This window comes from Rathayibacter sp. AY1E3, from assembly GCF_002932235.1.
In the GTDB taxonomy this organism is placed as follows: domain Bacteria; phylum Actinomycetota; class Actinomycetes; order Actinomycetales; family Microbacteriaceae; genus Rathayibacter.
Genome location: NZ_PSVN01000001.1, coordinates 1 through 25887, shown reverse-complemented (window position 1 = coordinate 25887; position 25887 = coordinate 1). Strand labels below are relative to the sequence as shown.

Here is a 25887-nt window from a genome sequence, read left to right as displayed (position 1 = left end):
ACTTCCCCGTTCGAGTCCGCGACGGCCGAGGACGCGGTCATCACGGACGCGGAGTTCAAGTCAGTTGCCGCGGATCTGATGAACATCCGCAGCACGATCGGGTACGTCTCGAGCAACCTCAACCAGCTCGCCCCTCGGTGGCGCCGGCGGGCGAGGGCTGATGCGCAGAAGTTGTGCGCGGGAAGAGGTGCTGAACCGCTCGTCGCCGCGTGAGGAGGGGGCGACGAGCGGTTCAGCGCTGGTCTTTCGGGTGTCGTTAGCGCACGACTCCGTCGATCTCGAAGCTGTCGAAGCTGCCGGCGAGGTACGGGTCGGGGAACTTTGACTTGCCGAGGAAGTTGCCGCTGGTGCGGCCTAGGTCCTTCGGAGCGAGCGGCATGGCGGTGTTCTGCCCGACCTGCACTCCGTTGGCGAAGATCGTTCCCGTCGTCGTGCCGTTCGTATTCGCCTTGAAGGTCACCTTGATGTCGGTCCACTGCCCAGCGGGCATCGTGAAGTTCGTCGAGATCCGTGTCTCCGCTCCATTACCGGAGGTCGTGAGGGCGAGCCCTAGCTTCCCGTCAGTCGACTTCGGCGTGAGGAACACGTACTTCTGGGTGCTGCTGCCGAAGTCGAACAGCCGGCTGAAGGTGGAGATCGAATCGACCTTCACCCTCATCGAGATGGTCAGGTCCTTCGAGCGTGACAGGATGTCCGACGGCAGCTGGGCGAAGGCCCCGTCGCTTCCGTTCAGCCGCAGCACGCTCGCCGTGCCGTCGGTGGCGGTTGCCGCCGTCCCCTTGAGCGCGAGCGCGTTGCCGTTGCCGGAGGCGTCGGGGACGGTGCCGTTCGACGATGAGTCGAAGGTGTAGGTCACCCAGTCGGCCGGGAGCGGCTGCAGGGCTTGAACGGTCACGGACACCGTGTCGGTGGTCGCAAGGACGCCGTCGCTTGCCCGGAGTGCGAACACGTAGCTGCCGGCGGTACTCACCGACGCAGACGTGCGGCGAGCAGTCGGCGACGCGAAGGTCGCGGTGGCACCGGCAGGAGCAGACTGCACGCTCCACTGCGTCGTCAGGGTTCCGTTCGGCGAGCCGAGTCCGTCGTCGGAGGCGGATCCGCTGAGCTGGATCGGATCGAGTCCGAGGGACAGCCCGGCCTGGTCGGGTCCGGCGTTGACGGTCGGCGCCGCATTCGCGCCCGGGGCGGTCGAGACCAGGTGGACGATGTACGTGCTGCCGGCGGGCGCATCGAACGGGACGCGGACCGGCGCGGGAAGCGTTCCCGCGAGAGAGGCGGGCCGGTAGACGTTGACGGTGCGCTGGCGCACGCCGTTCACGATGACCGCGTAGCTGCCCTGCGCGAGGCCGCTGACCTCCGCGATGCCGGAGTGTGCGGTGCCGGTGCGGTTGAGCATGTCCAGGCGCAGGTCGGCGCTGTTCGAGCCGACGATCGCCTGCGAGTAGGCGTCGTTCTCGAGGTCGACCGACAGCTGCTGGGTCACCAGGTTGAGGCGGCGCTGCAGGCCGTCCTTCGGGATGACGGTGGTGGAGTAGGCGTCCCGCGAGACGTCCGCTCCGTATCCGACGACTCCGAAGATCGGGTCATCGGTGACGACGTCGGCGCTGAGGGTCTGCAGGGTGCCCCACAGTCCGAGATCGCTCTCGCCGGTCATGCCCCGCCAGCCGTTGTTCAGCTTGACGTTCGCGCCTCCGCCGACCCCGAGGGTGCCGAGGTTGCCGCGCTCGGCCTGGTACGACCACGATGCGGCTCCGATGTTGGCCGGCGCGTTGCTGATCTGGCCGGAGTTGATGGTCGCGAGTCCTGCGACCTTGCCGGCGTAGTTCAGGCGCTGCAGCTCGGCGCGGCGCGCGGCGGTGATGGCCGTGGTTCCGGTCTCGAGTGCTGCGGTGTGGTTGATGTAGTCGTCCATCGTGTAGCCGGCGAGGGAGGCGCTGTACTGGAACTGCCACCAGTTCTCGCCCGTGATGGTGGTGGGGTCGGAGTACCAGTACCAGACGGGCATGCGTCCGCGGGCGGCCTCCGTCTTGGCGACGATGTCGCGCATGACGCGCAGGGCGTTCGTCTTGTCGTCGTTCACATTGAGCTTGGCGAGGGTGTAGACCGCCTCCTCCCCCGTGTTGTCGTAGCTGTACTCGGAGCCGTAGGGGTAGGCGTTGGAGGAGAAGTTGGCGTACTTGATCGCCATCTTCGCTTCGATGTCGTTGGCCTGCGTGTCCAGTCCCTCGGCGCGCAATGCGGCGATGAGATCGGGTGTCGAGAGCTCACCCATGAGTCCGGTCTCCCAGTTGTAGGCGACGGGTCCCTCGTAGAGCTCCTTGAAGATCCCGTAGGCCGTCGTCAGGTACCACTGAGCGGGGTGGGCGTAGGCGATCGCGGAGGGGTTCTGCTTGGCGATGTTGTACATGCCGAAGAACGTGTTGTAGACGTGCGGGTAGGCGTAGCCGCGGTAGCCGGGCGTGGTGTTCAGGCTGCCGGGCTTCCCCTGCTCCCAGAAGTCGTAGACGGTGTACTTCGGCGCGGCGCTGGGCGACGTGTTCCCCATCAGGTTCTCCCAGACGGCCTTCTGGAGGTAGTCGTCGAGGGCCTTGATCTGGGTGGCGTCGGGCAGGGCGACGAGCTTCTCCGCGAGGAACTGGCCGTGCGGGAGTCCCCAGTCGTCGCCGAGCCCGTAGTAGCCGGCGTACTCGTTGCGGCGGCCCTGAGGGGCGTTCGTCGTGGTGGCGAGGCTGCCGTCGGGGGCGTTCATCATCCAGTCGTCGAAGGTGTAGTTGCGGATGTCGCTCGCGGAGAGTCCGTCGGACGGCTTCCACTGGGTCTTCTCGACCATGAACTTCGCATGCGTGTCGAGGAGTCCCGCGACACTGTCGATCACGGAGAACTGGAGGACGGACTGCCGCGCGGCGCCGGTCTGGTCCGTGTACGAGACGGTGACGTCGTTGGCGCCCAGCTGCGTGCGGTCGAAGGTCATCCCGTAGATCCGGTAGTCGCCGTTGCTCCGGGAGAACGTCACGACGGGGTTCGTGGGCGCTGACCCCTTGAGGTCGTTGCGGTTGCGCGCGATGACTGACGTGATGGTGCCCTTGATCCGGAACGCCATCTCTGCGCGCCGGTCGATGGGCACGATGAGTCCGGGGACGACCGTGGTGTCGAGCAGCCCTCGATCGAACATCGTCTGCTTGAGTGCTGCGTCGTCATCGACCTTGCCGATGCGATAGGTGTAGCTCTTCGTCGCGCCCGGCGCGATGGCGACACTGGTGGAGTTGAGGTAGCCGCGGTTGGTCTTCTGGATCGCGGTGGAGTGCGGGTAGTAGATGTTGAGGCCCTTGATGTTCGAGCTCTCGTTCGCCGAGTTCCAGGCCCAGGAGGTGTTGCCGACTTCCTCGGTGCGCCAGCGGTCCTGGTACTCGAAGCCGGAGCCGGATGCGGTGTCGGCGGTCATGGCGATGAACGGGCCCTGGCCGCTGGGACGCTCGAGAGTGACGTAGGAGCCGTTCTTACCCACGTAGGAGTGTGTGAGGACCCGGGTCTCGTAGATCGAGTCGCCCTGCCTCCATAGCTCGTTGCCGGGAACGGGGACACCCCAGTCGCCGATGACGAGCTGCGTGGCCGCGGTGTTCTTGACGTCCTGCTTCCAGACCAGGGAGCCGTCGGAGGCGAGAGAGTACGTCTCGGTGACGGTGAAGCCCTTCACGCCTTCCGCGTTGGTGGAGTTCTGGTGGGTGACCGTCACACTGCTCGACGTCGCCGAGACGGTGCGGCCGTCGGCCGACTGGGAGGTCCACGCGGTCTTCCAGGGGTTCGCGCCGACACCGGTGGTCGACACTGCTCCCGTGCCGTTCGCGTAGGAGAACATCAGGTTCCCGAACCACTGGCGGTACTTGCTGTTCGTCTCGCGGGCCTGCTCCGGAGCGCTGTCCGGGTTCATCAGGTATTCGGTGTCGTGTAGGTCGCCGACGATCTTGAGCGACTGCATCGACCCGTCCGCGGCGAAGCTCGCGCGGATCTTGTCGGAGGCGAGCGTGTAGGGGTAGCTGGTGGCGGCGTCGGCGGTCTGGCCGACCACCACCGATCCTGCTGCGGCGATGACGCCGATCGTGAGTGCCGCGAGCAGCCGAGAGGCTCTGCGTGAGAGGAGGGACATGTCCTGCCTTCTTCGTCGAAGTGCGGATGCGGTGACCGGCGGCCGCCGCAGAGGAGCGAGGATCCGCCCGGCGGTGGGAGCTCGCCCGGGAATCAGGAGTGGTTCACGGGAAGCCAGATGCGCATCGACACGGGACCTCGGGATCCCCACGACCGGTACGGGGTGAGCGCCACGGTCAACGGCCGTCGGTGCGGGGTTCGAGGGATTCTGGAGAAGGGCCATTCGTGCTCGTCGCGTTCGGCGACGCTGCCGGCGAGCGTCACACGCCCCTCTCGTGCGATCGGGACCGCTCCGGCGTCCAGGGCGATGTCGTCGACGTGGGCGCCGGCGGGGAGGTCGACGGACTCGAGGCAGAGGATGTCCGGTCCGTGCTGGACGGCGACGGTGCCGCGGGTGGCATCGATCCTCTCGTCGGGCTGCACGAGGACGGGTTCGAAGGGGAGGTCGAGTTCGATCCGGTCGCCGACGCGGAAACGCCGTTCGAGGTGGAGCGTGCCGTGGAACGGTCCGGTCGGCGTCTCGGCAGCATCCCCGTCGGCGGAGACGACGACGACGTCCGCGTTCGTCGCCCAGGTCGGGATCCGCAGCGTCAGAGTCCACGGCTCGACGGGTGTGCGCGTGATGGTCACGGCGACTCGCCCCCGCTCCGGCAGGTCGCTGGAGACCTCCATCGAGACGTCTCCCTGGAGGAGAGCGGCGGAGATCGTGGCGGACGCGTACTGGTGCAGCTGCACACCCTTCGCATCGGTGGTGGCGAGGTAGCCGGACAGCGAGGCGAAGGTGCGGGCGAGGTTGTTGGGGCAGCAGGCGACGTCGAACCACGCCGCCCGCTGACTGGAGTCCGCGCGCTTGGACTGCTCCTCCGGGGAGGACGCGACGCCCGGCTCGCGCCGGTGGAGGGTGTTCGCGTAGAAGAAGGAGCGGCCGTCCTCGGACACGGCGGTGGCGATGATGTTGTGCAGAGTGCGTTCGATCAGGTCCGCGTAGCGCGGGCGGCCGGTGGCGAGCAGCAACCTCCACGAGAGCATGATCGAGCCCACGCCGGCGCAGGTCTCGCAGTACGCGCGGTCGTTGGGTAGCTCGAAGTCGGCGCCGAACGCCTCGTCCTGGTGATGCGAGCCCATTCCACCGGTGATGTAGGTCCGGCGTGCGACTGTGGCCTCCCACTGCCGCTCGACGATCGCGAGCAGCTCGGCGTCATCAGTGTCCACGGCGACGTCGACCACCGCGGACGTGAGGTAGAGGGCGCGCACCGCGTGTCCGCGGAGGACCTTGGCCTCGCGGATCGGGACGTCGTCCTGGAAGTAGGCGCGACCGAACTCGACGTCTTCCAGGCTCTGGTGACCGCGGCGGTCCAAGAACACGCGGGCTTGCTCGAGGTAGCGCTCCTCCCCCGTGGCGCGGGCGAACTCCGTGAGCGCGACCTCGATCTCCGGATGTCCGCAGACCGTCTGGCGGCCGTCCGCCCCGAACTCCGAGCAGATGTGGTCGGCGAGACGGCGCGCGGCCTGCGTGAACCCGTCCTCACCGTGGGTGCGCAGTCGCGCGACCGCGGCCTGGAGGAGGTGTCCGGCGTTGTACAGCTCATGGCCCCACTCGAGGTCGCTGTAACGCTCAGCCTGACCGTGCCGGCCGAAGCGGGTGCCGAGATAGCCGTCGCTCTCCTGCGCACTGACGATGCGGGCGGTGAGAGCGCGGATGATCGATTCGGTCTCCGGGTCCTCACGTCCGGCGGTGTGCCAGCAGAGCCCTTCGAGGGTCTTGTAGACCTCGGAGTCGGCGAACTCGCGTCCGCGACGGCCTTCGGCGAGTCCGCCCCCGACGGCGAGCTCGAAATTGCGCAGCCATCCGGCGCGCTCCAGCCAGCCGAGGTTGTGCTCGAAGGTGGCGGTCGCGTTGACGGCGACCCGACGTCCCCAGAACCCCTCCGGGTCCAGCTGGACCCGGTCGATGGCGAGGGGTGTCAGGGTCCCGGCGGCCGGGTCAACGGGCAGGGCTGGGGAGAAGGTCATGACGGGATCTTTCAAGAGTGGCGCGGGACGAGAGGAAGGACGACTGCTACTTGACGCTGCCGACGGCGAGGCCCTCACGCAGCAGCCGGAACGACAGCACGTAGACGGCCAGCAGCGGCAGCGAGGAGATGACCGCGAGAGCCATCAGCCCGGGCCAGTCGATCCCGTACCCCGACGTCTGCTGCGCGATGAGAGCGCTGACCGGGTAGTTGACCGGAGAGAGGAAGAGGTTGATCGCGAAGAGGAACTCGCCCCAGGCGACGAGGAAGATCAGCGAGCCGACCGTCGCCATGCCGTTTCGAACGATCGGGACGACGACGGCGAAGAAGGTGCGCAGCCGACCGGCCCCGTCGATGGAGGCGGCCTCTTCGATGGCGTCGGGCACCGCGGCGAAGAACGGTCGCAGCAGCAGCACGGCCCACGGCAGCAACATCGCCGTATCGGCGAGGACGAGACCGGCGGTGGTGTCCAGAAGACCGAGCCTGCTGAAGATCGCGAACAGAGGGATGATGCTCGCCGTCTGCGGCACCATCTGCAGGAAGATCAGCAGCCCGAGGACGAGACCGGCGACGACGCCGTCGACGCGGCGCAGCGCGTAGGCGAACGGGACGCCGAGCGCGAGCACCAGTGCAGTGGTCCCGAGGGCGATCTGCGCCGACTGGGCGAGCGCCGTCGCGAGGGCGGGGTTCGCGAGCGCCTCCGCATAGGCGTCGAAGGAGGGCGCCGAGAGGATCGCTCCGCCGACCACGTCGCCCTGGCGCTTGAGGGAGGTGAGCACGATCCAGACAAGGGGCAGCCCGTACAGGACGTAGAGCACCACGCGTACGGTGAAGGCGACCGGCTCCCGGGTGCGGGACGGTCGCGCGACGCGGGTCGCAGCGCCGCCTCGCAGGCGGGTCAGGGGGGCGGTGAGGGTGCTCATCAGGACTCGCTCCTGGTCGATCGGACGTAGACGACGGCGAGGACCGCCACGATGGCGAGGGCGATGATGCCCGTCGCGGAACCAAGTCCGTAGTCGTGCTGGACGAAGGCCTGGGAGTAGCTGAGGTAGGGCAGCGTGGACGTCGCGTCTCCGGGGCCGCCGGCGGTCATCACGTAGATGAAGTCGAAGCTGCGGAAGGCGTAGACGACGGTCAGGATCGCCAGGATGACGGCGGTCGGCCGCGCCGCGGGGATGAGGATGCTCCGGATCTCCTGCCAGCGGCTCGCGCCGTCGACCGAGGCCGCCTCGAGGATCTCGGGGTCGATGCCCAGCAGAGCCGACCGGAAGACCAGCGCGTTGAAGGGGATGACGGCCCAGGCGTTCACGATCGCGACCGAGAGCAGCGCGAACCTCGCGTCGTAGAGGAAGGGGACGCCCTCCGCCGAGAGGCCGGTCGCCCGCACGAGCGTGTTGACCAGACCCTGATCGGCGAGGAGGAACTTCCAGATGCTGCCGTTCACCACGGGCGGCATGGCCCAGATGAACACCATCATGCCGAGCAGGAACGAGCTGCCCAGGCGGGACGAGCGCAGAGCGATCGCCGCGCCGAGGCCTCCGATGACACCGACGACGGTCACGAGGACCACGAAGGCGGCCGTCCTCAGCGTGGCTCCTCCGAGCTCGGACCCCTCGAGCAGCGCAAGGAAGTTGCTCGCGCCGATGAACGGCCAGGCGCCGTTGAGCGTCCCGGAGCTGACTTCGCTGACGCTCATCCTCAGCAGCAGGTAGATGGGGTAGAGCGACAGCGCCGCGAGCAGCACCCCTCCCGGGGCGGCGAAGCCGAGGCGGCCGCGTCGGGCCCCTGGCCGCCTCCGGGTCGTGGTCGAGGTGCTGCTCACGGTCGCTCCGTTCGTCGGTGGTGAGGGACTACTGCGCGAGCAGCGGGGTGAGGGTGGTCATCAGATCGCTCGAGAGCTGTTCGGGTGACCCGTTGCCCGCCACGGCGGCACTCCACGATTCACCGACCGTCTGCAGGACCTTCGCGACGTTCTCCGAGGGGATCGCGGGGTCGGGGGAGGTGTGACCGTTGTCCTGCAGGATCGTCGCGAACTGCGAGAGGACCGGATCGCTCCCGACCTTCTCGTCCGCGGCGGCGTCCGCTCGCGACGGAATGGATCCGAATGCGTCGAGCAGCGTCAGCTGGCCCTTCTTCGAGAAGAACTCCTGCTCGAGGTACTCCTGCGCGAGCTCCTTGTTCTTGGAGAACGCGCCGACGTTCTGCACCTCGCCGCCGAGATACACGGAGCCCTTGTCGCCGACCGGGATCGGGACGACGCCGTACTCGAAGGATGCGTCCTTCTTCGCGGAGGCGATCTGCCAGTTGCCGTTCACCGCGAAGGCCGTGTTGCCGGCCTCGAACTGCTGGAAGGGGACCGTCTGGTCCCAGGTCGCCGCTTCCTTGGTGAGGTACCCCTTCGCGGTCCAGTCCTGGACCATCCCGAAGGCGTCCTCGAGGGGCTCCTGCTCGGGGGTCGTGTAGTCCCAGCCTGCCCGCGAGAGCCACGGGAACGCCTGCCACTCGCCCTCGGAGTTCGCCTTGCCGGTCAGGGTGATCCCGTCCTTGCCGGCTGCCTTCGCGAGGGCCAGGTCGGCCTCGAGCTCGTCGAAGGTGGTCGGGGGCTGCACGCCGAGCTCGGTGAGGATGTCCTGGTTGTACCAGAGGCCGATCAGGTTCACGAAGCCCTGCACGCCCATGACGTCGTCGCCGACCTTCTGGACGACGGCGTCGGGGAACTGGCCGGCGTCGGCGTACTCGTTCCACCAGTCGTTCATCGGCTCGATCGCCTTCGCCTCGGTGAGCGTGTAGGTGTCGGCCGCGTTGTAGACGACCACGTCCGGACCCGTCCCGGTTCCGGCAGCCTGCACGAGCTTGTTCGTCAGCTGATCGAACGGGACGTAGACGTTCTCGACCTGCACGCCGTCGTGCGTCGACTCGAAGTCCGACGCGAGGTCGTCGAGGCCGGCCGTCTGTCCGTCCACGGAGTAGTAATGCCAGACGGTCAGGGTGTCGCCGCCGTTCCCGGCCGAGGCGCCTCCTGCGGACGACGGCGTGCAACCGCTGAGGAGAAGGGCCGCAGTGGCGGCTGTGACCGCTGCGACAATGCTGATCCGGGTGCTGTGACGCCTCACGACGTGCCTCGCTTTCACTGTCTTCATTGACTCGGCCACCTGGTGCCAGGCATTTCATCGATGAAATCGAGGACCGCTGTCGGCGATAGTAGAGCCGCCGGGCCACCTCCGTCAATATCCGCGATTCACCCGGTCATATCGCGGTGCGCTGGTCGAGGCGTGCATACTGTGCGCACCAGTTCATCGATGAAACGGAACGGCCATGACCTCGCACCCCGTCCACCGAGCGCACGGCATCGTGCACCCCGCCTTCACGGTCGGGACGATCGATTCGCGGCTCTTCGGATCGTTCGTGGAGCACCTGGGCCGAGGCGTCTACGGCGGCTTGCTCGATCCTTCGCACGAGAGCGCCGACGCCGACGGATTCCGCACCGACGTCCTCGCGCTCGTCGAGGAGCTCGGAGTCACGACCGTCCGCTACCCGGGCGGCAACTTCGTCTCGGCGTACGACTGGCGCGACGGCATCGGTCCGGTCGAGAATCGTCCCGTCCGGCTCGATCCGGCCTGGCACACCGTCGAGCCGAATCGCTTCGGGATCGACGAGTTCGTCCGCTGGTGCCGGGCGGCGCGCGTCGAGCCGATGATGGCGCTGAATCTCGGGACCGACGGAATCCGCTCGGCCCTGCACCTGCTGGAGTACGCGAACCACCCCGGCGGCACGACGCTCTCGGACGAGCGGCGCGCGAACGGCGCCGACGAGGCGCACGACATCCGGCTCTGGTGTATCGGCAACGAGATGGACGGGCCGTGGCAGATCGGCCATCTCAGCGCCGGCGAGTACGGGCGTCTCGCCGCCCGCACCGCCGCCGCCATGCGCGCACTCGACCCCGACCTCGAACTGATCGTCTGCGGCAGCTCGAACGACCGGATGGCCACCTTCGGAGCCTGGGAGCAGGAGGTGCTGCTGCACACGGTCGAGCACGTCGACTTCGTCTCGTGCCACCAGTACTTCCGCTACGACGGCGACCTCTCCGCGTTCCTCGCCTCCGGCGTCGCCATGGACCGCTTCATCACCGCCATCGCCGACACGATCGGACAGGTCCGAGCACAGAGGCGATCAGAGCGTCCGATCGCCATCTCCTTCGACGAGTGGAACGTGTGGGACTTCGTCGCACACGATGAACGAGTCGCCGGAGGGCTCGAATGGGAGGAGGCGCCCCGACTCCTCGAGGACCGCTACACGGCAGCGGACGCCGTCGTCGTGGGCGACATGCTCATCAGCATGATCAACAGAGCCGACATCGTCCGGGCAGCGAGCATGGCTCAGCTGGTGAACGTCATCGGTCCGATCATGACCGAGCCGGACGGCCCCGCCTGGCGGCAGAGCACCTTCTGGCCGTTCGCCCAGGCACGGCGCTCCGCCGGCGCCACCGCGCTCCGGACCGTCGTCGAGGCGGACAGCACGGGAGCGGGCGATGACTCCGCTCCCGTCCTCGCCTTCGCCGCAGCGGCGCACGCCGACGGCTCGCTCGACCTGATGATCGTCAACCGCGCGACCGACGGCGTCACGGACACCACGGTCGACCTCACGTCGTTCCCTACCCTCACGGTGACAGAGGCACTGATCCTCCGACACGAGGACCCCTTCGCGACGAACTCGGCGGAGCTCCCCGACACCGTCACTCCGCGGCCCCTCGCCGTAGCGCTGACCGACGGCGTCCTCTCGCTCCGGATCCCCGCCATCGCCTGGGTGACCGTGCGCCTCTCGCCGACCGTCGACCTGGGATGATCGGGGAACGCTCATGGGAGGGATGATGCCGATGCCGCGATCGCGAACCCGCCCGGTGACCATGGCCGATGTCGGCGCTGCTGCAGGCGTCACCGCTCGCACGGTCTCCAACGTGCTCAGCGGCAACGCCAACGTCAGACCCGAGACCCGCGATCTCGTCCTCAAGGCAGTCCGCGATCTCGGATACCAACTCAACGTCTCCGCGCGCGGACTGCGCACCGGCCAGACCGGGCTCATCACCCTCGCGATCCCGGATCTCGCGATCGAGTACTTCGGCCAGCTCGCGACGGTCATCATGTCGGAGGCCGAGCGGCACAGCTGGACCGTGATCATCCAGCAGACCGGAGCGCGCCGAGACGCCGAGATCGCCGTCCTCTCCGGCTCCAGCCGCCAGCTGTCGGACGGACTGATCTTCCAGCCCCACGCACTCGGCCCCGGAGACGAGAAAGTACTCGTCGGGGACCGCCCACTCGTTCTCCTGGGCGACAGGATCTTCGACGGACCGGTCGATCACGTGACCATGGCGAACACAGCCGCCGCGGCCACCGCCACGCAGTACCTGATCGACCGCCAACACCGGCGCATCGCCGCGATCGGCAGCAACCCCGCCGGCGGATCCGTCAGCGCCGCAGCACTCCGCTTGGACGGATACCGCGGTGCCCTCGAGGCGAACGCGATCCCGTTCGACCCCGCCCTCGTCGCGGTCGCCACCGAGTGGCACCACGCCGACGGCGCCGTCGCGATGACGCAGCTGCTCGACTCCCGCGTCCCTCTGGACGCCGTCTTCTGCTTCAACGACACCCTGGCCTTCGGGGCACTGCACGCACTGCACGTTCGCGGCATCCGCGTACCGGAGGACATCGCCGTCGTCGGCTTCGACAACGTCACCGCCGCCGCCTACGCGATACCCGCCCTCACCACGATCGATCCCGGCAGCCGCCAGATCGCCAAGACGGCCGTCGACCTCCTCGCTCAGCGCATCCGGAACGGCCCTCCGGCGCACCCGAGCGAGATCGTCGTCGAGCACTCGCTCATCTCCCGCCGCAGCGCGTAGCACAAGCACATTCGTCAGCGACGAGCCGGTCCGCGCCCGAGAACACGTCTGGCTTTGATCGCTGCGACCTTCTCCTTCGTGCCCTCGTACCAGGGCACGGTGCGCAGCAGCGCGGCGCGGGAGCCAGTAGAGAGCATCACGGCGCGGCCGCGGGCATCGCTCCGAGCTCGTCCACGGTCAGGATCCGTTCGCGCTTCAAGGCGGTCGAGGTCGAGCGGACGCCCTTGTTATAGCTGGCGGAGGTCGTTTCGCGGTCGTAGTCCCCGACGAGCTCGGAGACGTTCTGCAGGAAGTCGTTCTCCTTGACGCTGCCGAGGTCGAGGAACGCGTTTGACGCGCTCCACAGCTTCAACATGCCCTCCTTGCCCCGTGCCGCTCATCCAGGCGTCGATCCTCCCGCCCGACGGCAGGCGCGCCTAGCCGCGAGGCCCGCGTCTCTGCGGGACGGAGGCGCCGTCGTTCCCGCGGCGGGACGGCGCTCGTCTCTCCTGTGGTGGAAGCGCGCCCGTCACTCCTGCGCGCCCGTCACTCCTGCGTGCTCGTCACTCCTGCGCGGCCGCCGCGAGGGCACGGTCGAGCCAGTCCGCGAGCAGCAGGCGCTCCGCGGGCGTGAGGCCGGCGAGCTCCGGTGCGAGGGCCCGGACGCCGACGAGGGCGGTGAGCCGCCCGCCGTCGCCGGGGGAGGGCGGGTCGGTGAGGATCCCCGCGAGCACGCTGTCGAGCGCGGCGTCGGCGAGACCGGGGTCGCGGTCGGCGGCGGGGGTGGAGAGCAGGGTGGTGACCACGCCGGTGCCCGCCGCCTGGATGAGGCCGACGGCGCGCTCCTCCGGCACGCGGAGGCGGCCCTCGGCGGCCACGCGCTGCACGCGGGCGGCGAGGACCCGCCGCCCGGAGAGGGCGGCCGGCGATCCGGAGGCGCGGCCCGGATCGCTGAGGAGGCGGAAGAGCGCGGGGTTGGCGAGGCCGAACTCCACCTGCGCGGCCCAGCCCGCGCGCAGGTCCTCGACCGGGTCGACGCCGCCGGCGACGGCCGCTTCGACCGTCCGCGCCTTGGAGTCGACCCAGCTGGCCAGTACGTGCTCCGCGACCGCCTCGAGCAGGCCGTCCTTGTCGCCGAAGAGGCGGTAGATCGCCGGAGCCTGCAGCCCGGCCGCCTGGGCGACCGCTCGCGTGGTGACGGCGGCGGGGCCCTCGTCGCGGAGGAGGCCGGCGGCCGCCTCGACGATGCGCAGGCGCGTGTCGGTCGGAGGAGTGGGGCTGGTCACGTATCGACGGTAGCGCACTGTTGCTATCAAGGGAATTCCGTGGTTATCTTCCTCGTGGTATCGCTGATACCCCTCATCGGAAGGCTCTCCCCATGATCATCGTGACCGGTGCCACCGGCGCTCTGAACGGCGCCACCGTCGACCACCTCCTCGACACCGTCCCCGCCTCCGGGATCGCCGTCGTCGCCCGCGACGCCTCGAAGGCCGCCCGCTTCGCGGAGCGCGGAGTGGAGGTGCGCGTCGGCGACTACGCCGACCCCGCCTCCCTCCCGGGCGCCTTCGACGGAGCGGATCAGCTGCTCCTCGTCTCCTCGAGCGATCCGCGGGCCGACGCCGTCGCCCTGCACCGCACCGCCGTCGAGGCGGCCGTCGCGGCCGGAGTCGGACGGGTCCTCTACACGAGCCACCAGGGCGCCGCCGCCGACACCCCCTTCGGCCCGGGCCGGGACCACGCGGCGACCGAGCGCCTGCTCGCCGAGTCCGGACTCGCCTGGACGTCGCTCCGCAACGGCTTCTACGCGCACAGCCTGGGTCTGTTCCTCGGACCGTGGCGGGAGACCGGAGTGATCGAGGTCCCCTCCGACGGCCGCGTCTCGTGGACGGCCCGCGAGGACGAGTCGGAGGCGGCCGCCCGGCTCCTCCTCTCGGGGAGCCCGCACGACGGGCCGGTCACGCTGACCGCGACGGAGGCTCCGACGTTCGAGGAGATCGCCGGGATCGCGGCCGAGGTCGGCGGGCGACCCGTCGAGCTGCGCGTCCTCGGCGACGACGAGTGGGTCGCCGCGCGCGTCGCGGCGGGTCAGCCCGAGTTCCTCGTGCGCTTCACCCTCGGGATGCACCAGGCGGCCGAGCGCGGCTTCTTCGCGGGCACCGGCCCCGAGCTCGGGCGCCTCCTCGGACGCGAGCCGCGCAGCGTCCGCGACCTGCTCGAAGCCGGACCGGCAGCCGTCACCGGATGACGCCGGGCGGGCCGTCCCGGGCCCGCCCGCGCGCCGCGGCACCGCGCCGTCCGCCGAGGCGCCGCCGAGGGAGCGGTGCCTCGGCGTCAGGGCGGTGTCCCGACTCCCTCCGCACGACGACGGGAGCCCGCCGCACCGGTGAGGTGCGACGGGCTCCCGGGGAGTGCCGTGCGTCAGCCGCAGCTGCGCGCGCTGTACGGCGCGGTGGCCGTGGCCGTGACGGTCTTGCCGCCGACCGTGGCCGTGCCGGTGACCGTCGCCTCGCCCGCGGCGAGCTGCGTCGAGCGCACCGTGAACGCGGCGGAGCCGGAGGCGCCCGGCTTCACTCCGGCGATCGTCTTCACGCCCTCCGGGGTGCTGATCGAGACGTCGATCGGCACCGTGTCGCCGTTCTTGCCGACGACCGTCAGCACGACCTTGCCGGCGATGCAGCGCGACGTGGCGGTCGCGCTCACCTTCAGCGAGGACTGCACGGTGACCGTGACCTGCACCGGCATGCGCGACGCGTCCTGCGCGACGCCCGAGACCGTGAAGGTCCCGGCCGTGGCGTAGGCGGCGGGCGCGACGGCGTCCCAGGCCACGTCGACCGTGCTGGTGGTGCCGGCGGCGGTCGTGATCGTGGCGCGGGGCAGGACCGGCGCGGCGCCGACCGTGGTCGTCGCGGTCAGCGGAGCGACCGAGGCGACGGCCAGGCCGGGGGCGTAGCCCTCGAGCACCTTCTGGTACTCGGAGCGCGTCACCGGGATGACCGTGCCGTGGCGCGGCTTGCCGCCGTCGGCGTTCTGCGGCAGGCCCGTGCGGAGCTTCGCTCCGAGCGGCTGCCAGGAGTCGCCGTTCGCGAGGTCGTCGGTGCCGAACGGGATGTAGTGGTTCGGCCCGTCGTGGTAGTTCGGCTGGTCGATGAAGAGGAACCAGTCGAGGCCGTTCACGTCGCCCTCGTTGGCGGGGAAGACGTTGGGGCCCTCACCGCTGGTGAAGGTCTTGCCGGGCTCGCCGTTGGGCAGGCCCGAGGCCACCTTCTCCTTGACCAGCGACCACTCGTCCGCCGGTCCGCCGGTGCCGGGCAGCGAGCCCGAGACGGTGGCCAGCAGGTCGGTGCTCTTCTCCTCGCGGAGGGTCATCGACGCCTCGTCCTTGGTGAAGCGGTAGTAGGTGTCGCCGTCCTTCGCGACCGTCGAGTCGATGGTGCCCTTGCCGGCGCCGCGCTTGACGTCGATCCACGGCTTCGCCTCCGAGAAGGAGGTGAAGTCCTCGGTCGTCGCGTACATCATCTGGTTGTAGGTGACGGAGGCGCGATCGGCCGTGTTCGTGGTCGGGTACATGTTCGAGGCCCAGAAGACGACGTAGGTCTGGAGCTCGTCGTCCCAGTACGCCTCGGGGGCCCAGGTGTTGCCGGCGAAGTCGGTGGAGACCTTGACGTGGCGCTGGGCGGACCAGTTCACCAGGTCGGTCGACTCCCAGACCTCGATGTACTTCGAGCCCGACTTCTGCGCGGTGTCGAAGCCGCCGGGGAGCCCGTCGATCTTCAGGTCGGTGGCGAGCATGAAGAACTTGTCGCCCTCGTGCGAGCGGATGATGAACGGGTCGCGCAGGCCCATCGTCCCCAGGTTCGAGGTGAAGACCGGCTTGCCGCCGTTCAGCGTGTTCCAGCTCAGCGCGTCGTTGCCCTTCGAGGCGGCGAGGCTGATGCGCTCGGCGCCGTCGCCCTCTCCGGTGAAGAACGCCCAGACGTACGCCTCGGTGTCGTCGGTGCCGGCGGGGAGCGGCTGCACCCGGAGGGTGAAGTCGCGGGTCCGGGTGGTGGATCCGCTGGTCGCGGTCGCGCGGACGACCACGTCGATCGCGGGGCTCCCGGTCGCGGGGCGGTCGACGTCGATGGTGCGGGTGCCGGCGGCGCTGCCGTCGCGGACGGTCGCTCCGCTCGGGCTGACGACGCTCCAGGCGATGCTCGAGCCGAGCGTGCCGGTGGTGGGCACCGAGACGTTCGTCCGGATGTCGCCGACGTTCGGGATGGCGATCGCGGCGAGGTCGCGCTGGACCTTCGTCGCGTCGTCCAGCTGCGCGGCGACGCGCACCGCGTAGTCGACCGAGCGGGTCTCGGTGCCGACCCTGTAGGTGGCGGTGAGGGTGGCGGTGGCGTCCGGCTGTCCCGCGGCGGGGCGCGTGACGGTCGCGGTGCCGCCGGTGATCGCGACGGCCGCGCTGTTCGACGTCCAGGTGATGCCGACGCCGCTGGCGGTGGTGGGCACCGTGAAGCCGGCGGTCGCCTCCGTGGGCACCGTGACCGACGAGACGGCGCGGTCGAGGGCCTGCGAGGAGTAGAGCGCCTGCACGGAGCTGCTGCTGAGGGCGCTGTCGTAGACGGCGAAGTCGTCCATCTCGCCGTTCCAGCCCGGGTCGTTGTAGGTCGAGCGCGCGATGTACGCGACGAGCGACGGACCGAACGAGGAGACGTCGCGGGCGATCGTGCTCTGCGAGATCTGCGCGCCGTTGACGTACACGGTGAGCTTGCCGGTCGAGCCGTCGATGACGGTCGTGTAGAGCGAGAGGCCCGAGGGGGTGCGCGCGCCGACGGTCGGGGTGCCCGTCGCCCCGGCGCCGACCTCGGTGTTGTAGGGAGCGCCCGCGTTGACGGAGTTGGTGACGACCGACTTGGTGTAGCCGGAGAGGTTGCTCGGGTTGAGCAGCCAGTAGCCGGAGGAGAACGAGGCGCCGGAGGCGACGGGCGCTCCGACGAACGCGGCGGCGACGTTGCCGGTCCCGCCCTTGTGGGCGAGCCAGGTCGAGAAGGTCAGGTCCTTCTTGCCGACGAGGCCGGCGGTGGGGATCTCGAGGTAGGGGGCGGCCGCGGCGGATCCGCCGGGGAGGCTGATGAGCCCGTTGCGGAACTGGGCCCCGGAGCCGCGCAGCGTCGCGCTGTAGCCGTTGCCGCTGGTGTCGGCGACCGTGGTGCCGGTGGGGGCGGTGTCGAACGTGTAGTGGAGGAGCGGGGTCTCGGTGGCTCCGAAGGCGGAGCTGGGGACCGTGGCGCCGAGCAGCGCCGTGGCGGCGACGGTCGCGACCGCCAGAGCGGTCCTCACCGCCGATCGTGATCGTCTCATGCAGATAGGCCCTCGTGATCGGGTGCGGCGTCGAGGCACGATCCGCAGGGCCGCGGAGGTGTGCGTCTTCGCACGGGATGTGAAAGTGAACATCCTAGATCGCGGTACCGGATCCTGACCAGACCCCGGGAGAGGTCTGCGGGCTCGTGCAGAACGCCCGCCGAGAGCGCGATCCCTCGCCCGCCGACGCACAGGCCCTCCTCTCCGCCGACGTTCTGCAGGAGCCGGCCGGGTGGCACGATGTCCGCATGGCCTCCGACCGCCCCGTCCTGCTCGTCGTCGACGTCGCCGACGGCGGCCGCGAGGATCCCGAGTTCGAGATCGAGCTGCAGCTGCTGACCGCGAGCGTCGTCTCGGCCGCCACCGCCGCGGGCTTCGTGGTCGACCGCGTCCCGGCCGAGCAGGCCGGCGCCGCCGAGCTCGAGCGCCGGCTCGCCGCCGCCGACGCCGTCGTGGTCACAGGGGGCGAGGACGTCGACCCGTCCCTCTACGGCGGCCGGCCCGACGACCCGCACCGCGGCCAGTCCTTCCCCGCCGCCGACCGCGCGCAGATCGCGCTCGTCCGCCGTGCCGTCGAGACGCGGACCCCGCTGGTCGGGATCTGCCGCGGGATGCAGCTGGTCAACGTCGCTCTCGGCGGCGACCTCGTGCAGCACCTGCCCGGCGCCGGTCACGTCGGCCGGTCGGTCCCCGGCGAGCACCTGTCCGGGATGGTCGACCACCGCGTGGCGCTCGAGCCGGGCAGCGCCCTCGCTCGCATCCTCGGCGCCGCCGAGCTCGACGTCCGCAGCTCCCACCACCAGGCCGTCGACCGTCCCGGCGAGGGCCTCGTCGTGGTCGGCCGCGCCGACGACGGCACCGTCGAGGCCCTCGAGCACGAGTCCGCGCCGCTCTGGTGCGTGCAGTGGCACCCGGAGGACGCGGGCTCGCGAGGCACCGTGCTCACGGACCTGCTCGAGGCGGCGCTCGCCGCGACCGCTACTTGATCGACCCGCGCATCACTCCGCTGACCACCCAGCGCTGCGCGAAGAGGTACACGATCAGCAGCGGCGACATCGCCATCAGGTAGGACGCGAAGGCGACGGTGTAGTTCGTGTTGAACTGCCCCTGGAAGACGTACTCGGCCAGCGGCAGGGTGCGGGCGGACGGGTCCGAGAGCACCACGAGCGGCAGGATGAAGTCGTTCCACGCCCACACGCAGGTCAGGATCCCGACGGTCGCGTTCATCGGGCCGAGCAGCGGGAAGATCACCTGCCAGTAGGTCCGCCAGGTCGAGGCGCCGTCGGTGCGCGCCGCCTCCTCGAGCTCGATGGGGATCGAGCGGATGAAGGCCGTGTAGATGAACGTGTTGATCGAGAGCCCGAACACGGCGTAGAGCAGGATCAGCCCGGCCTGGTTGTCCAGGCCCAGCAGGGCCGTCTCCTTCACCACCGGCAGCATGATGATCGGGAACGGCACGAAGACCGCGGCGAGCAGGTAGAAGTAGACGCCCTTGAAGAACGGCCTGTGCATGTTCCGGGCGACCGCGTAGGCGACCATCGAGTTCGAGAACAGCGTCAGCACGACGGCTCCGACCGTGATCAGCGCGGTGTTCACGAAGGCCTGCGGGAAGCGGGTCGCCGTCCACGCCTCGGCGAAGTTGCCCCACGAGATCGAGGTCGGCAGCTCGAACCCGGTGCCGCCGAGCTGGTCGGGCGTCTTCAGCGCGGTCACGACGGCGAAGTAGAGCGGCAGGAGGATCGTCAGCGAGCAGACCGCGATGAGCGCGGTCGCCCACCAGTTGATCCGGTAGGTGTCGCGGGAGGGCCGGCGCCGCCCCTCGGGCTCGCCGAGGGCGATGGCGGTCGTGGGGGTGATGGTCGATGTCATCAGAACGACGCCTCTCTGCGGCTGAGGACTCGGAACTGGATCAGCGAGACCACGATGATGATGAGGAAGTAGAGGACGGCGTTGGCCGTCTGATAGGCGTACTCGCCGCCCTGGAAGCCGCCGCGGTAGATCAGCAGCGTGATCGACTCCGTCGAGGTGCCGGGACCGCCGTTGGTGAGGGCGATGATGTGGTCGAACACCTGGAGGAAGTTCTTCATCGAGATGACCATGTTGATCGTGAAGAAGGAGGCGATCAGCGGGAACGTGATCGAGGTGAACTGCCGCCACCTCCCCGCTCCGTCGAGCGAGGTCGCCTCGTAGAGCTCGCCCGGGATCGTCTGGAGTCCGGCGAGGTAGATGATGATCGAGAAGGCCGAGGCCTGCCAGACCGCCAGCACCACGATCGCCACCCACGCCCAGTCGGCGTTCGCGAGGATGTTCTCGCCGATCACCGGGATCGCGCCGAGGATCTGCGGCAGCGAGTTCGCGAAGAGGTACTGGAACACGTAGCCGATGACCAGGGTCGAGAGCACGTAGGGGATGAAGTAGATCCCGCGGAACGCCGTCTGGAACTTGATCCGCGCGTTGAGGGCGACGGCGATGGCGAGCGAGATCACGTTCACCAGCACGGTCGCCACGATCGCGAAGCCGAAGGTGAACCCGTAGGCCTTCCAGACACGGTCGTCCTGGAGGAGCGCGAGGTAGTTCGAGGCGCCGATCAGGTCCCACGAGCCGTAGCCCGCGTAGTCCGTGAAGCTGAAGAAGATTCCGGTGAGGACCGGGACCGTGTGGAGCACGAAGAAGAGCAGGACGGCGGGGACCGTCATCCAGTAGAAGGTCTTCGAGGTGCGGCCGATGGTGCGCTTGCGGCGCGCGGGCGGCGGAGGGGTGGTCGCCACCGCCTGCGCGGCGGCCGTCGTGGTCGTGGTCATGGGGTCACTTCCTGGTCGTGCGTGCCGCGACTTTGCGCCACTCACTGTCGAGGGTCCGGAGCGCCGCGTCGGCGTCCCCGCTGGCGAGGAACGCCTGGAGCGTGGGGTTGAGCGGGATGCTCGCGGGGATCTGGTGGTCGACGAAGCCGATCAGCCGTCCCTGCTCGAAGTAGGGCTGCAGCTCGGCCAGCGTGGGGTCCGAGTTGGGTGCGGCGCCGACCAGCGGCGAGAAGGCGGCCTGGCTCGCGACGTACGGCTCGACGACTCCGGGGGTCAGCAGGAAGTCGACGAAGCGGCGGGCCGCGTCGAGCTTCGGAGTGCCGCGGCCGATGGTGACGGCCACGTCGACGCCCGAGGTGACCCGCGTGTCCGCCGGGTCGTCGAGCACCGGGTAGGGGAAGACGCCGAGGTCGATGTCCGGGTTGTTCGTGCGCACCGGGTTGATCGCCCAGATGCCCTGCGGGTACATGGCCGCCTCGCCCGCGGCGAAGGCCTGGTTGCCGTCGTCGTAGCCGCGGCCGAACGAGCCCTCCTGCGTGTACGAGAAGAGCTGCCCGAGCCGCTCCATCGTCGTCGCGTAGTCCTTCGAGAACGAGACGGGGGAGTCGGGGCCGAGCGCCGCTCCCTCCTCGCGCATCGCGTCGAAGAAGCCGTCCGGCTGCAGCTGCCCGCCGAGTGCGTTGAAGGCGGGGGCGCCGGTCCAGTTGTCGAGCAGGGCGCCGTAGAAGGGAGTGATCCCGGCGGCGGTGAGCGTCTCGCAGACGGCGATCAGCTCGTCCCAGGTGGTCGGCACCTCGATCCCGTTCTCGGCGAAGATCGTGCGGTTGTAGAGGATCCCGTCCGCGTTGTTCGCGAAGGCGAGCGCGTTCACCTCCTTCCCCTCGAAGCTGCCGAGGGCGGCGAGGATGTCGAGGGCCGCCGGGTTCACCCGCTCGACGAGCTCGTCGCCGGTGAAGTCGTGGAACACGCCGGCCTTCGCGAGGTCGGCGTAGTAGCCGCTGCCGTTCAGGGTCAGCACGTCCGGCACCTTGTCCTTGACGAGCAGGGTGCGGATGGCCGTGTCGGGGTCGGGCACGTTGTTGGCGATGACCCGGATGTCCGGGTTGGCCGCCTCGAACTCGCGGATGATCCGCGCGAAGTCCTCCACCGCCTCCGCCTTGAACTGGAAGAAGTCGAGCGTGGTCACTCCGTCGCCGGCGCCGGAGGAGGCGCAGGAGGCGAGGGCCGCGGCGGACACCGCGGCGAGCGGCACCGAGAGGAACAGCCGCCGGGAGAACCCGGGGGGATGCGGATGAGCGGACATGCGGCGCCTCCTTGCGCGTGGGGACAGGTCTCAGGGCGCGCTCGACCGCGGAGGGCGGTGCGAGAGCAGGTGCGGCGGCGGGGGAGCGGGTCGGCTCCGGCGCCGGGAGGGCGGGTCAGAGGGCGGTGAGCACGAGCACGACGAGCTGCTCCGGATCGAGGACGGGGGCCTGGAGCCCGACGGTGCCCAGCACGCGGCCGCGGAGCGCGGTCCCGTGCTCGGCCCAGCCGAGCGGCGACTGCCCGGGGCCGCCGAGCGGCGACGTGACCGGGGCGAGCGCCACGGAGTAGGTGCGCTCCGGGTCCAGGCCCGGGAGCGTGATCCGGCCGGGCGGGTAGGTCTCGCCGGTGCGGAGCTGGGCGAAGGTGAAGAGGGCGGCGGAGCGGTCGGCGGCGACGACTCCGGAGAGCGAGGCGGCGTCGTCGGCGAGGTCGGCGCGCACGACCGTCCCGGTGTGCAGCAGCGCCCGGTGCTCGCGGTGGAAGGCGACCCAGGCGGTCAGCTCCTCCTCGACGGCGGGGGCGAGATCCGAGACGTCCCACTCGATGCCGAGGTGGCCGGGCAGCGCGGTGCCGGCGCGGAAGGCGAGCGAGTGGGTGCGCTGCGTCGAGTGCGACCGCGGCCCTCCGATGTGCTGCCCCATCAGCTCGGGCGGCACCACCAGCTGGGTGAAGGGCTGGATGGTCTGCCGCTCGAGCGGGTCGATGCAGTCGCTCGTCCAGATGCGGTCGGTGCGGGCGAGGATCCCGAGGTCGACGCGGGCGCCCCCGGAGGCGCACGACTCGATCTCGACGCCGGGATGCCGGGACCGCAGCTCGTCGAGCAGGCGGTAGAGCGCGAGGACGTTCTCGTGGACGGCGGAGCGGCCGGTGGCGGGCGAGACCGCCTCGATGACGTCGCGGTTGTGGTCCCACTTGAGGTACGCGATCGGGTACTCGATCAGCAGCGCGTCGAGGGCGTCGAGCACGTGCTCGAACGCGCCGCGCTGCGAGAGGTCGAGGACCTGCTGCTGCCGCCCCGAGGCCGGGAGGTGGCCGGCCGGGCCGAGGATCCACTCCGGGTGCGCGCGGGCCAGGTCGGAGTCGGGGCTGATCATCTCGGGCTCCACCCAGAGGCCGAACTGCATGCCCAGGCCGGTGACGACGTCCGTCAGCGGAGTGAGGCCCTCCGGCCAGACCGAAGGGTCGACGGTCCAGTCGCCGAGCGCCGCGGTGTCGTCGCGGCGGCCGAGGAACCAGCCGTCGTCGAGCACGAAGCGCTCGACCCCGATCCGCGCGGCCCGCTCGGCGAGGGCGGTGAGGCGAGCGAGGTCGTGGTCGAAGTAGACGGCCTCCCAGGTGTTGAGGGTGACGGGCCGCGGAGCGACGGGGTGCTGCGGGCGGGCGCGGAGCGACGCGTGGAACCGGGCCTGCAGAGCGCTGAGCCCGTCCCCCCAGGAGCCGTAGGCGACCGGCGTCTCGTAGCTCTCGCCCTGCGCGAGCTCGATCTCGGCGGGCCGCAGCAGCTCGCCGGCCGCGAGGAGCGAGACGCCCTCGACGGTGCGCTCGGCGCGGAGCGAGCTGTCGCCGCTCCAGCCGAGGTGGACGCCGTGCACGAGCCCGCGCTCCCAGCCGAAGCCGGGCGTGCCCGCGGCGAGGAGGAGGGTCGCGTCGGCGCCGGGGCGTCCGCGGCGGGTGCGGCGGGTGTGCTCGCCGATGGTCAGCGGGCGGCGCTGCGGGTGGCGCTCGCGGAGGTGGTGCCCGGTGGTGTCGAGGATCTCGCGCGCGGTCGCGGGGAGCGGGAAGCCGAGCTCGAAGCGCTCGAGGCGGAACGGGCGGGCGTCGAGGTTCTCGACCCGGGCGCGCTGGGTGAGCAGGCCGGCCGCGTCGACCTCGAGGTCCACGGTCAGGCGCACGCCCGCGCCGGTGGCGACGGTCCGGAGGGCGGAGCCGAGCGCCTCGATGCTCTCGACCTCGAACCGCTCCGACGCGGCCGCGCGCTCGTGGGTGCCCTCGAAGGTGGGGGCGTGCTGCCAGCCGTCGGCCTCGACGGCGACGAGCCCGAACGGCGCGAAGGCGTCGAGCCCGCCCGAGACGCGCTGGGGGAGGGCGGCGTCTGCCAGGGCGGATAGTTCGGCGGCGGAAAGATCTCCGAGCGCGGCGCCCCAGTGCACGATAGTGGGGAAGGTGACGAGGCGGGCGTCGACGACGACGCTGGTGCCCCCGTCCTGCAAGTGGAAGAGGCGCGATTCCCGGCCGGAGAGGGTCACGGAGTCGTTCGTGGGGGCGATGCTGCGGTGCATGGCTTATTTCTAGAGTAGAAGTAATAGGGGTGTCAAGAGCGGCAGGAGTGGCCGGATCCGTTCCTGGTTCGGCGCAGTGCCGGTAGCTTTCTACCAGGCCGGAAAGAAGGAGCCCCGTGACCGACACCATCGTCGCCGAGGACGCCTCCGGGAGCTCCTCCGAGCTCCTGGCGCGCGAGGTCCTGATCCACGGTCCCGTCTCGCGGGCCGAGCTCGGCCGCCGCCTCGGCCTCTCGCCCGCCAGCCTGACCCGGCTCGCGCGCCCGTTCCTCGACGGCGGCCTGGTCGTCGAGGGCCCCGAGCAGAGCACCGGAGTCGGCCGCCCCGCCCGACCGCTCGACATCCGCGCCGACGCGCTGAGCTTCGCGGGCGTGAAGATCACCGGCACCGAGGTCCTCGCCGTCCGCACCGACCTGCGCGCGCGGACCGAGCGGGAGCTGGTCCGCCCGCTGCCGGGCACGGAGCCCGCCGACGTGATCGCCGCGATCGTCTCGGTCGTCGACGAGCTCGGCGGCCCCTCCGCCTTCGCCGGCCTGGGCGTGACGCTCGGCGGGAGCATCGCCGCCGACGGCCGGGTGAGCCGCGCGCCGTTCCTCGGCTGGCGCGACGTCGACCTCGCCGCTCCGCTCTCCGCCGCCCTCGGGCTGCCGGTCGCCCTCGAGAACGACGTGGTCGCGCTCACGGGCGCCGAGCACTGGTTCGGGCGCGGCCGCGGCATCCCGCACTTCGCGGTGCTCACGGTCGGCGCGGGCGTCGGCTACGGACTGGTGGTGCACGACCGGGTGGTCGCGCCCCCGGAGGCGGGGCTCGGCCTGGGCGGCCACTACCCGCTGGATCCCACCGGCCCCGTCTGCGAGGCCGGCCACCGCGGCTGCTCGACCGCGATGCTCAGCCTGCCCTCGCTCCTCCGCCAGCTCTTCGTCGCCACCGGCCGCGAGCTGACCCTGGCCGAGGGCTTCGCCGCCGCTCGCGCGGGCGACCCCGGTGCCGAGCGCATCCTCGCCGACTCCGCCCGCGCGCTCGGGACGATGATCGCCGCGATCGGCAACCTCTCGATGTCCGGCACGGTGATCCTGGCCGGGGAGGGTGTCGCCCTCTACACGGAGCAGGCCGCGGTGGTGGACGCCGCGATCGCGGCCACGCGCGACCCGGACGCTCCGCCCCTGGCGCTGCTCGTCGACGACGGCGGGCTCGTGGAGTGGGCGCGCGGCGCGGCGGCCGTCGCGATCCAGCGGCTGCTGCCGCGGATCGCGCTCGGGACGCTGGGGTAGCGGGGCTCCGCGGCGCGCACGCGCTCGGGGTGCCGGGCGGGCGCTCGGGGTGCCGGGCTGGCGGGTCTACGCGCCCAGTGGGCCGTCGGCACGCTCGCCCGGCGGGTCTCAGCGCCGCGGAGGCTCGGGATGTCGGCCCGGCGGGTGTCCGCTCCGGGCGGGTACCGGGACGCCGGCCTCGCGGGCTAGACGCCGAGCGCCGAGCCGGGCAGGTCGCTCTGCAGGCCGTCGACGATCCGGCCGAACGCCGCGATCGCCTGGTCGTCGCCGAGACGGCCGGAGTCGACTCCTCCGGCGATGCGCAGGACCTCGGCCCGGCGCTCCGCCCGCTCCACCGCGTCGAGCCCGGAGGCCCCGATCGCTGCGGATGCGCGCACTCGCGCGACGATCGTGCCGACGTGCCATCTGCCGCGTGCCATCTGTCTCCTCCTGAAGTCCCCGACCTTCTTCGGAGGGGACGCACACCCGGATGGGTGCGCGTCCCCGCGTCCTCACCCCCTGTCGCTCCGGCGATGCGTCACGAACGGTCGTCATCCGGCCGCCGTGGCGACCGTTCGTGACGCATCGATCGAGCTGGGGAGGCGGAGCGCCCGCTCGCGGAGAGGGGGCCGGGGCGCCAGACTGACGGCGAGCGGAGGGAGGCACGATGCGACGCCTCCGCGCCCTCGCCGCCGCGCTGCTCCTCCTGCCCGCCCTCGCGGCCTGCGCGCCGGGAGGCGCGACGGGCGCCCCGAGCGGCACCGCGGCGGCCACCGTGGCTCCGACCACCGCCACCCCGGCTCAGGCCGAGCAGTACGCGGTGATGAACGCGTAGAGCTCGCCCTTCTGCTCGGGGGTCGCGGCGACGACGACGGT

At 70.6% G+C, this 25887-nt stretch carries 19 protein-coding genes; 6 read left to right on the top strand and 13 right to left on the bottom strand.

Translation table 11 applies throughout. The features are described from left to right. Positions 1-256: 256 nt before the first annotated feature. The 5 genes from C5C53_RS00090 to C5C53_RS00070 form a co-directional block, all read right to left on the bottom strand. Positions 257-4144 (bottom strand): DUF5695 domain-containing protein, encoded by a 3888-nt coding sequence (locus C5C53_RS00090; protein ID WP_104266503.1) that lies wholly within the window; start codon positions 4142-4144, stop codon positions 257-259. 92 nt (positions 4145-4236) lie between these two features. Next, positions 4237-6156 (bottom strand): glycoside hydrolase family 127 protein, encoded by a 1920-nt coding sequence (locus C5C53_RS00085; protein ID WP_104225865.1) that lies wholly within the window; start codon positions 6154-6156, stop codon positions 4237-4239. Positions 6157-6202: 46 nt separating this feature from the next. Beyond that, complete coding sequence (locus C5C53_RS00080) at positions 6203-7078, bottom strand: carbohydrate ABC transporter permease (RefSeq protein ID WP_104266502.1); 876 nt, start codon at positions 7076-7078, stop codon at positions 6203-6205. After that, positions 7078-7977, bottom strand: a complete 900-nt coding sequence (locus tag C5C53_RS00075; RefSeq protein ID WP_146082254.1) for a carbohydrate ABC transporter permease — start codon at positions 7975-7977, stop codon at positions 7078-7080. The genes C5C53_RS00080 and C5C53_RS00075 overlap by 1 nt, the downstream gene beginning before the upstream one ends. A 28-nt stretch (positions 7978-8005) precedes the next feature. Beyond that, positions 8006-9118, bottom strand: a complete 1113-nt coding sequence (locus tag C5C53_RS00070) for an extracellular solute-binding protein (RefSeq protein ID WP_219813945.1) — start codon at positions 9116-9118, stop codon at positions 8006-8008. A gap of 352 nt (positions 9119-9470) precedes the next feature. On the opposite strand from C5C53_RS00070, the gene C5C53_RS00065 reads away from it, so the two are divergent. Both C5C53_RS00065 and C5C53_RS00060 read left to right on the top strand, forming a co-directional pair. Then, positions 9471-10997 carry an alpha-N-arabinofuranosidase gene (locus C5C53_RS00065; protein ID WP_104260521.1) on the top strand — a complete coding sequence of 509 codons (1527 nt, stop codon included), beginning with the start codon at positions 9471-9473 and terminating at the stop codon, positions 10995-10997. 31 nt (positions 10998-11028) lie between these two features. Further along, complete coding sequence (locus tag C5C53_RS00060) at positions 11029-12051, top strand: LacI family DNA-binding transcriptional regulator (protein WP_104257515.1); 1023 nt, start codon at positions 11029-11031, stop codon at positions 12049-12051. 136 nt (positions 12052-12187) lie between these two features. Here C5C53_RS00060 and C5C53_RS00055 read toward each other — a convergent pair whose 3' ends face one another. Beyond that, the gene (locus C5C53_RS00055) at positions 12188-12406 is read right to left on the bottom strand and encodes a TraM recognition domain-containing protein (RefSeq protein WP_104266501.1); all 219 of its coding nucleotides are present in this window, start codon (positions 12404-12406) and stop codon (positions 12188-12190) included. A gap of 187 nt (positions 12407-12593) precedes the next feature. Further along, complete coding sequence (locus C5C53_RS00050) at positions 12594-13316, bottom strand: TetR/AcrR family transcriptional regulator (RefSeq protein ID WP_104266500.1); 723 nt, start codon at positions 13314-13316, stop codon at positions 12594-12596. Between the two features lie 92 nt (positions 13317-13408). Here C5C53_RS00050 and C5C53_RS00045 point away from each other — a divergent pair, with 92 nt between their 5' ends. Continuing rightward, complete coding sequence (locus C5C53_RS00045) at positions 13409-14275, top strand: NAD(P)H-binding protein (RefSeq protein ID WP_104266499.1); 867 nt, start codon at positions 13409-13411, stop codon at positions 14273-14275. 173 nt (positions 14276-14448) lie between these two features. Here the strand turns inward: C5C53_RS00045 and C5C53_RS00040 are convergent, their stop codons facing one another. After that, complete coding sequence (locus tag C5C53_RS00040) at positions 14449-17355, bottom strand: immunoglobulin-like domain-containing protein (RefSeq protein WP_181127681.1); 2907 nt, start codon at positions 17353-17355, stop codon at positions 14449-14451. A 269-nt stretch (positions 17356-17624) separates the two neighbouring features. Between C5C53_RS00040 and C5C53_RS00035 the strand changes: the two genes are divergently transcribed. After that, the gene (locus C5C53_RS00035; protein WP_104255231.1) at positions 17625-18362 is read left to right on the top strand and encodes a gamma-glutamyl-gamma-aminobutyrate hydrolase family protein; all 738 of its coding nucleotides are present in this window, start codon (positions 17625-17627) and stop codon (positions 18360-18362) included. Here the strand turns inward: C5C53_RS00035 and C5C53_RS00030 are convergent. The 4 genes from C5C53_RS00030 to C5C53_RS00015 form a co-directional block, all read right to left on the bottom strand. After that, positions 18355-19245, bottom strand: a complete 891-nt coding sequence (locus C5C53_RS00030; protein WP_374954115.1) for a carbohydrate ABC transporter permease — start codon at positions 19243-19245, stop codon at positions 18355-18357. The genes C5C53_RS00035 and C5C53_RS00030 overlap by 8 nt on opposite strands. Then, positions 19245-20177 (bottom strand): carbohydrate ABC transporter permease, encoded by a 933-nt coding sequence (locus C5C53_RS00025; protein ID WP_104225874.1) that lies wholly within the window; start codon positions 20175-20177, stop codon positions 19245-19247. Before C5C53_RS00025 ends, C5C53_RS00030 begins: the two co-directional genes overlap by 1 nt. A gap of 4 nt (positions 20178-20181) precedes the next feature. After that, on the bottom strand, positions 20182-21480 hold the full coding sequence (locus tag C5C53_RS00020) for an ABC transporter substrate-binding protein (protein WP_104266497.1): 1299 nt from the start codon (positions 21478-21480) through the stop codon (positions 20182-20184). 115 nt (positions 21481-21595) lie between these two features. Then, entirely contained in the window at positions 21596-23761 is a 2166-nt protein-coding gene (locus tag C5C53_RS00015) for an alpha-galactosidase (protein WP_104266496.1), read from the bottom strand. A gap of 116 nt (positions 23762-23877) precedes the next feature. Here C5C53_RS00015 and C5C53_RS00010 point away from each other — a divergent pair, with 116 nt between their 5' ends. Further along, positions 23878-25032 (top strand): ROK family transcriptional regulator, encoded by a 1155-nt coding sequence (locus tag C5C53_RS00010; protein WP_104227467.1) that lies wholly within the window; start codon positions 23878-23880, stop codon positions 25030-25032. Between the two features lie 185 nt (positions 25033-25217). On the opposite strand, the gene C5C53_RS00005 is transcribed toward C5C53_RS00010, so the two are convergent. Beyond that, positions 25218-25451: a hypothetical protein gene (locus C5C53_RS00005; protein WP_104232900.1), complete on the bottom strand. Its 234-nt coding sequence runs from the start codon at positions 25449-25451 to the stop codon at positions 25218-25220. A 227-nt stretch (positions 25452-25678) separates the two neighbouring features. Here C5C53_RS00005 and C5C53_RS16915 point away from each other — a divergent pair, with 227 nt between their 5' ends. Next, on the top strand, positions 25679-25846 hold the full coding sequence (locus tag C5C53_RS16915) for a hypothetical protein (RefSeq protein WP_181127680.1): 168 nt from the start codon (positions 25679-25681) through the stop codon (positions 25844-25846). The last annotated feature ends 41 nt before the right edge of the window (positions 25847-25887 follow it).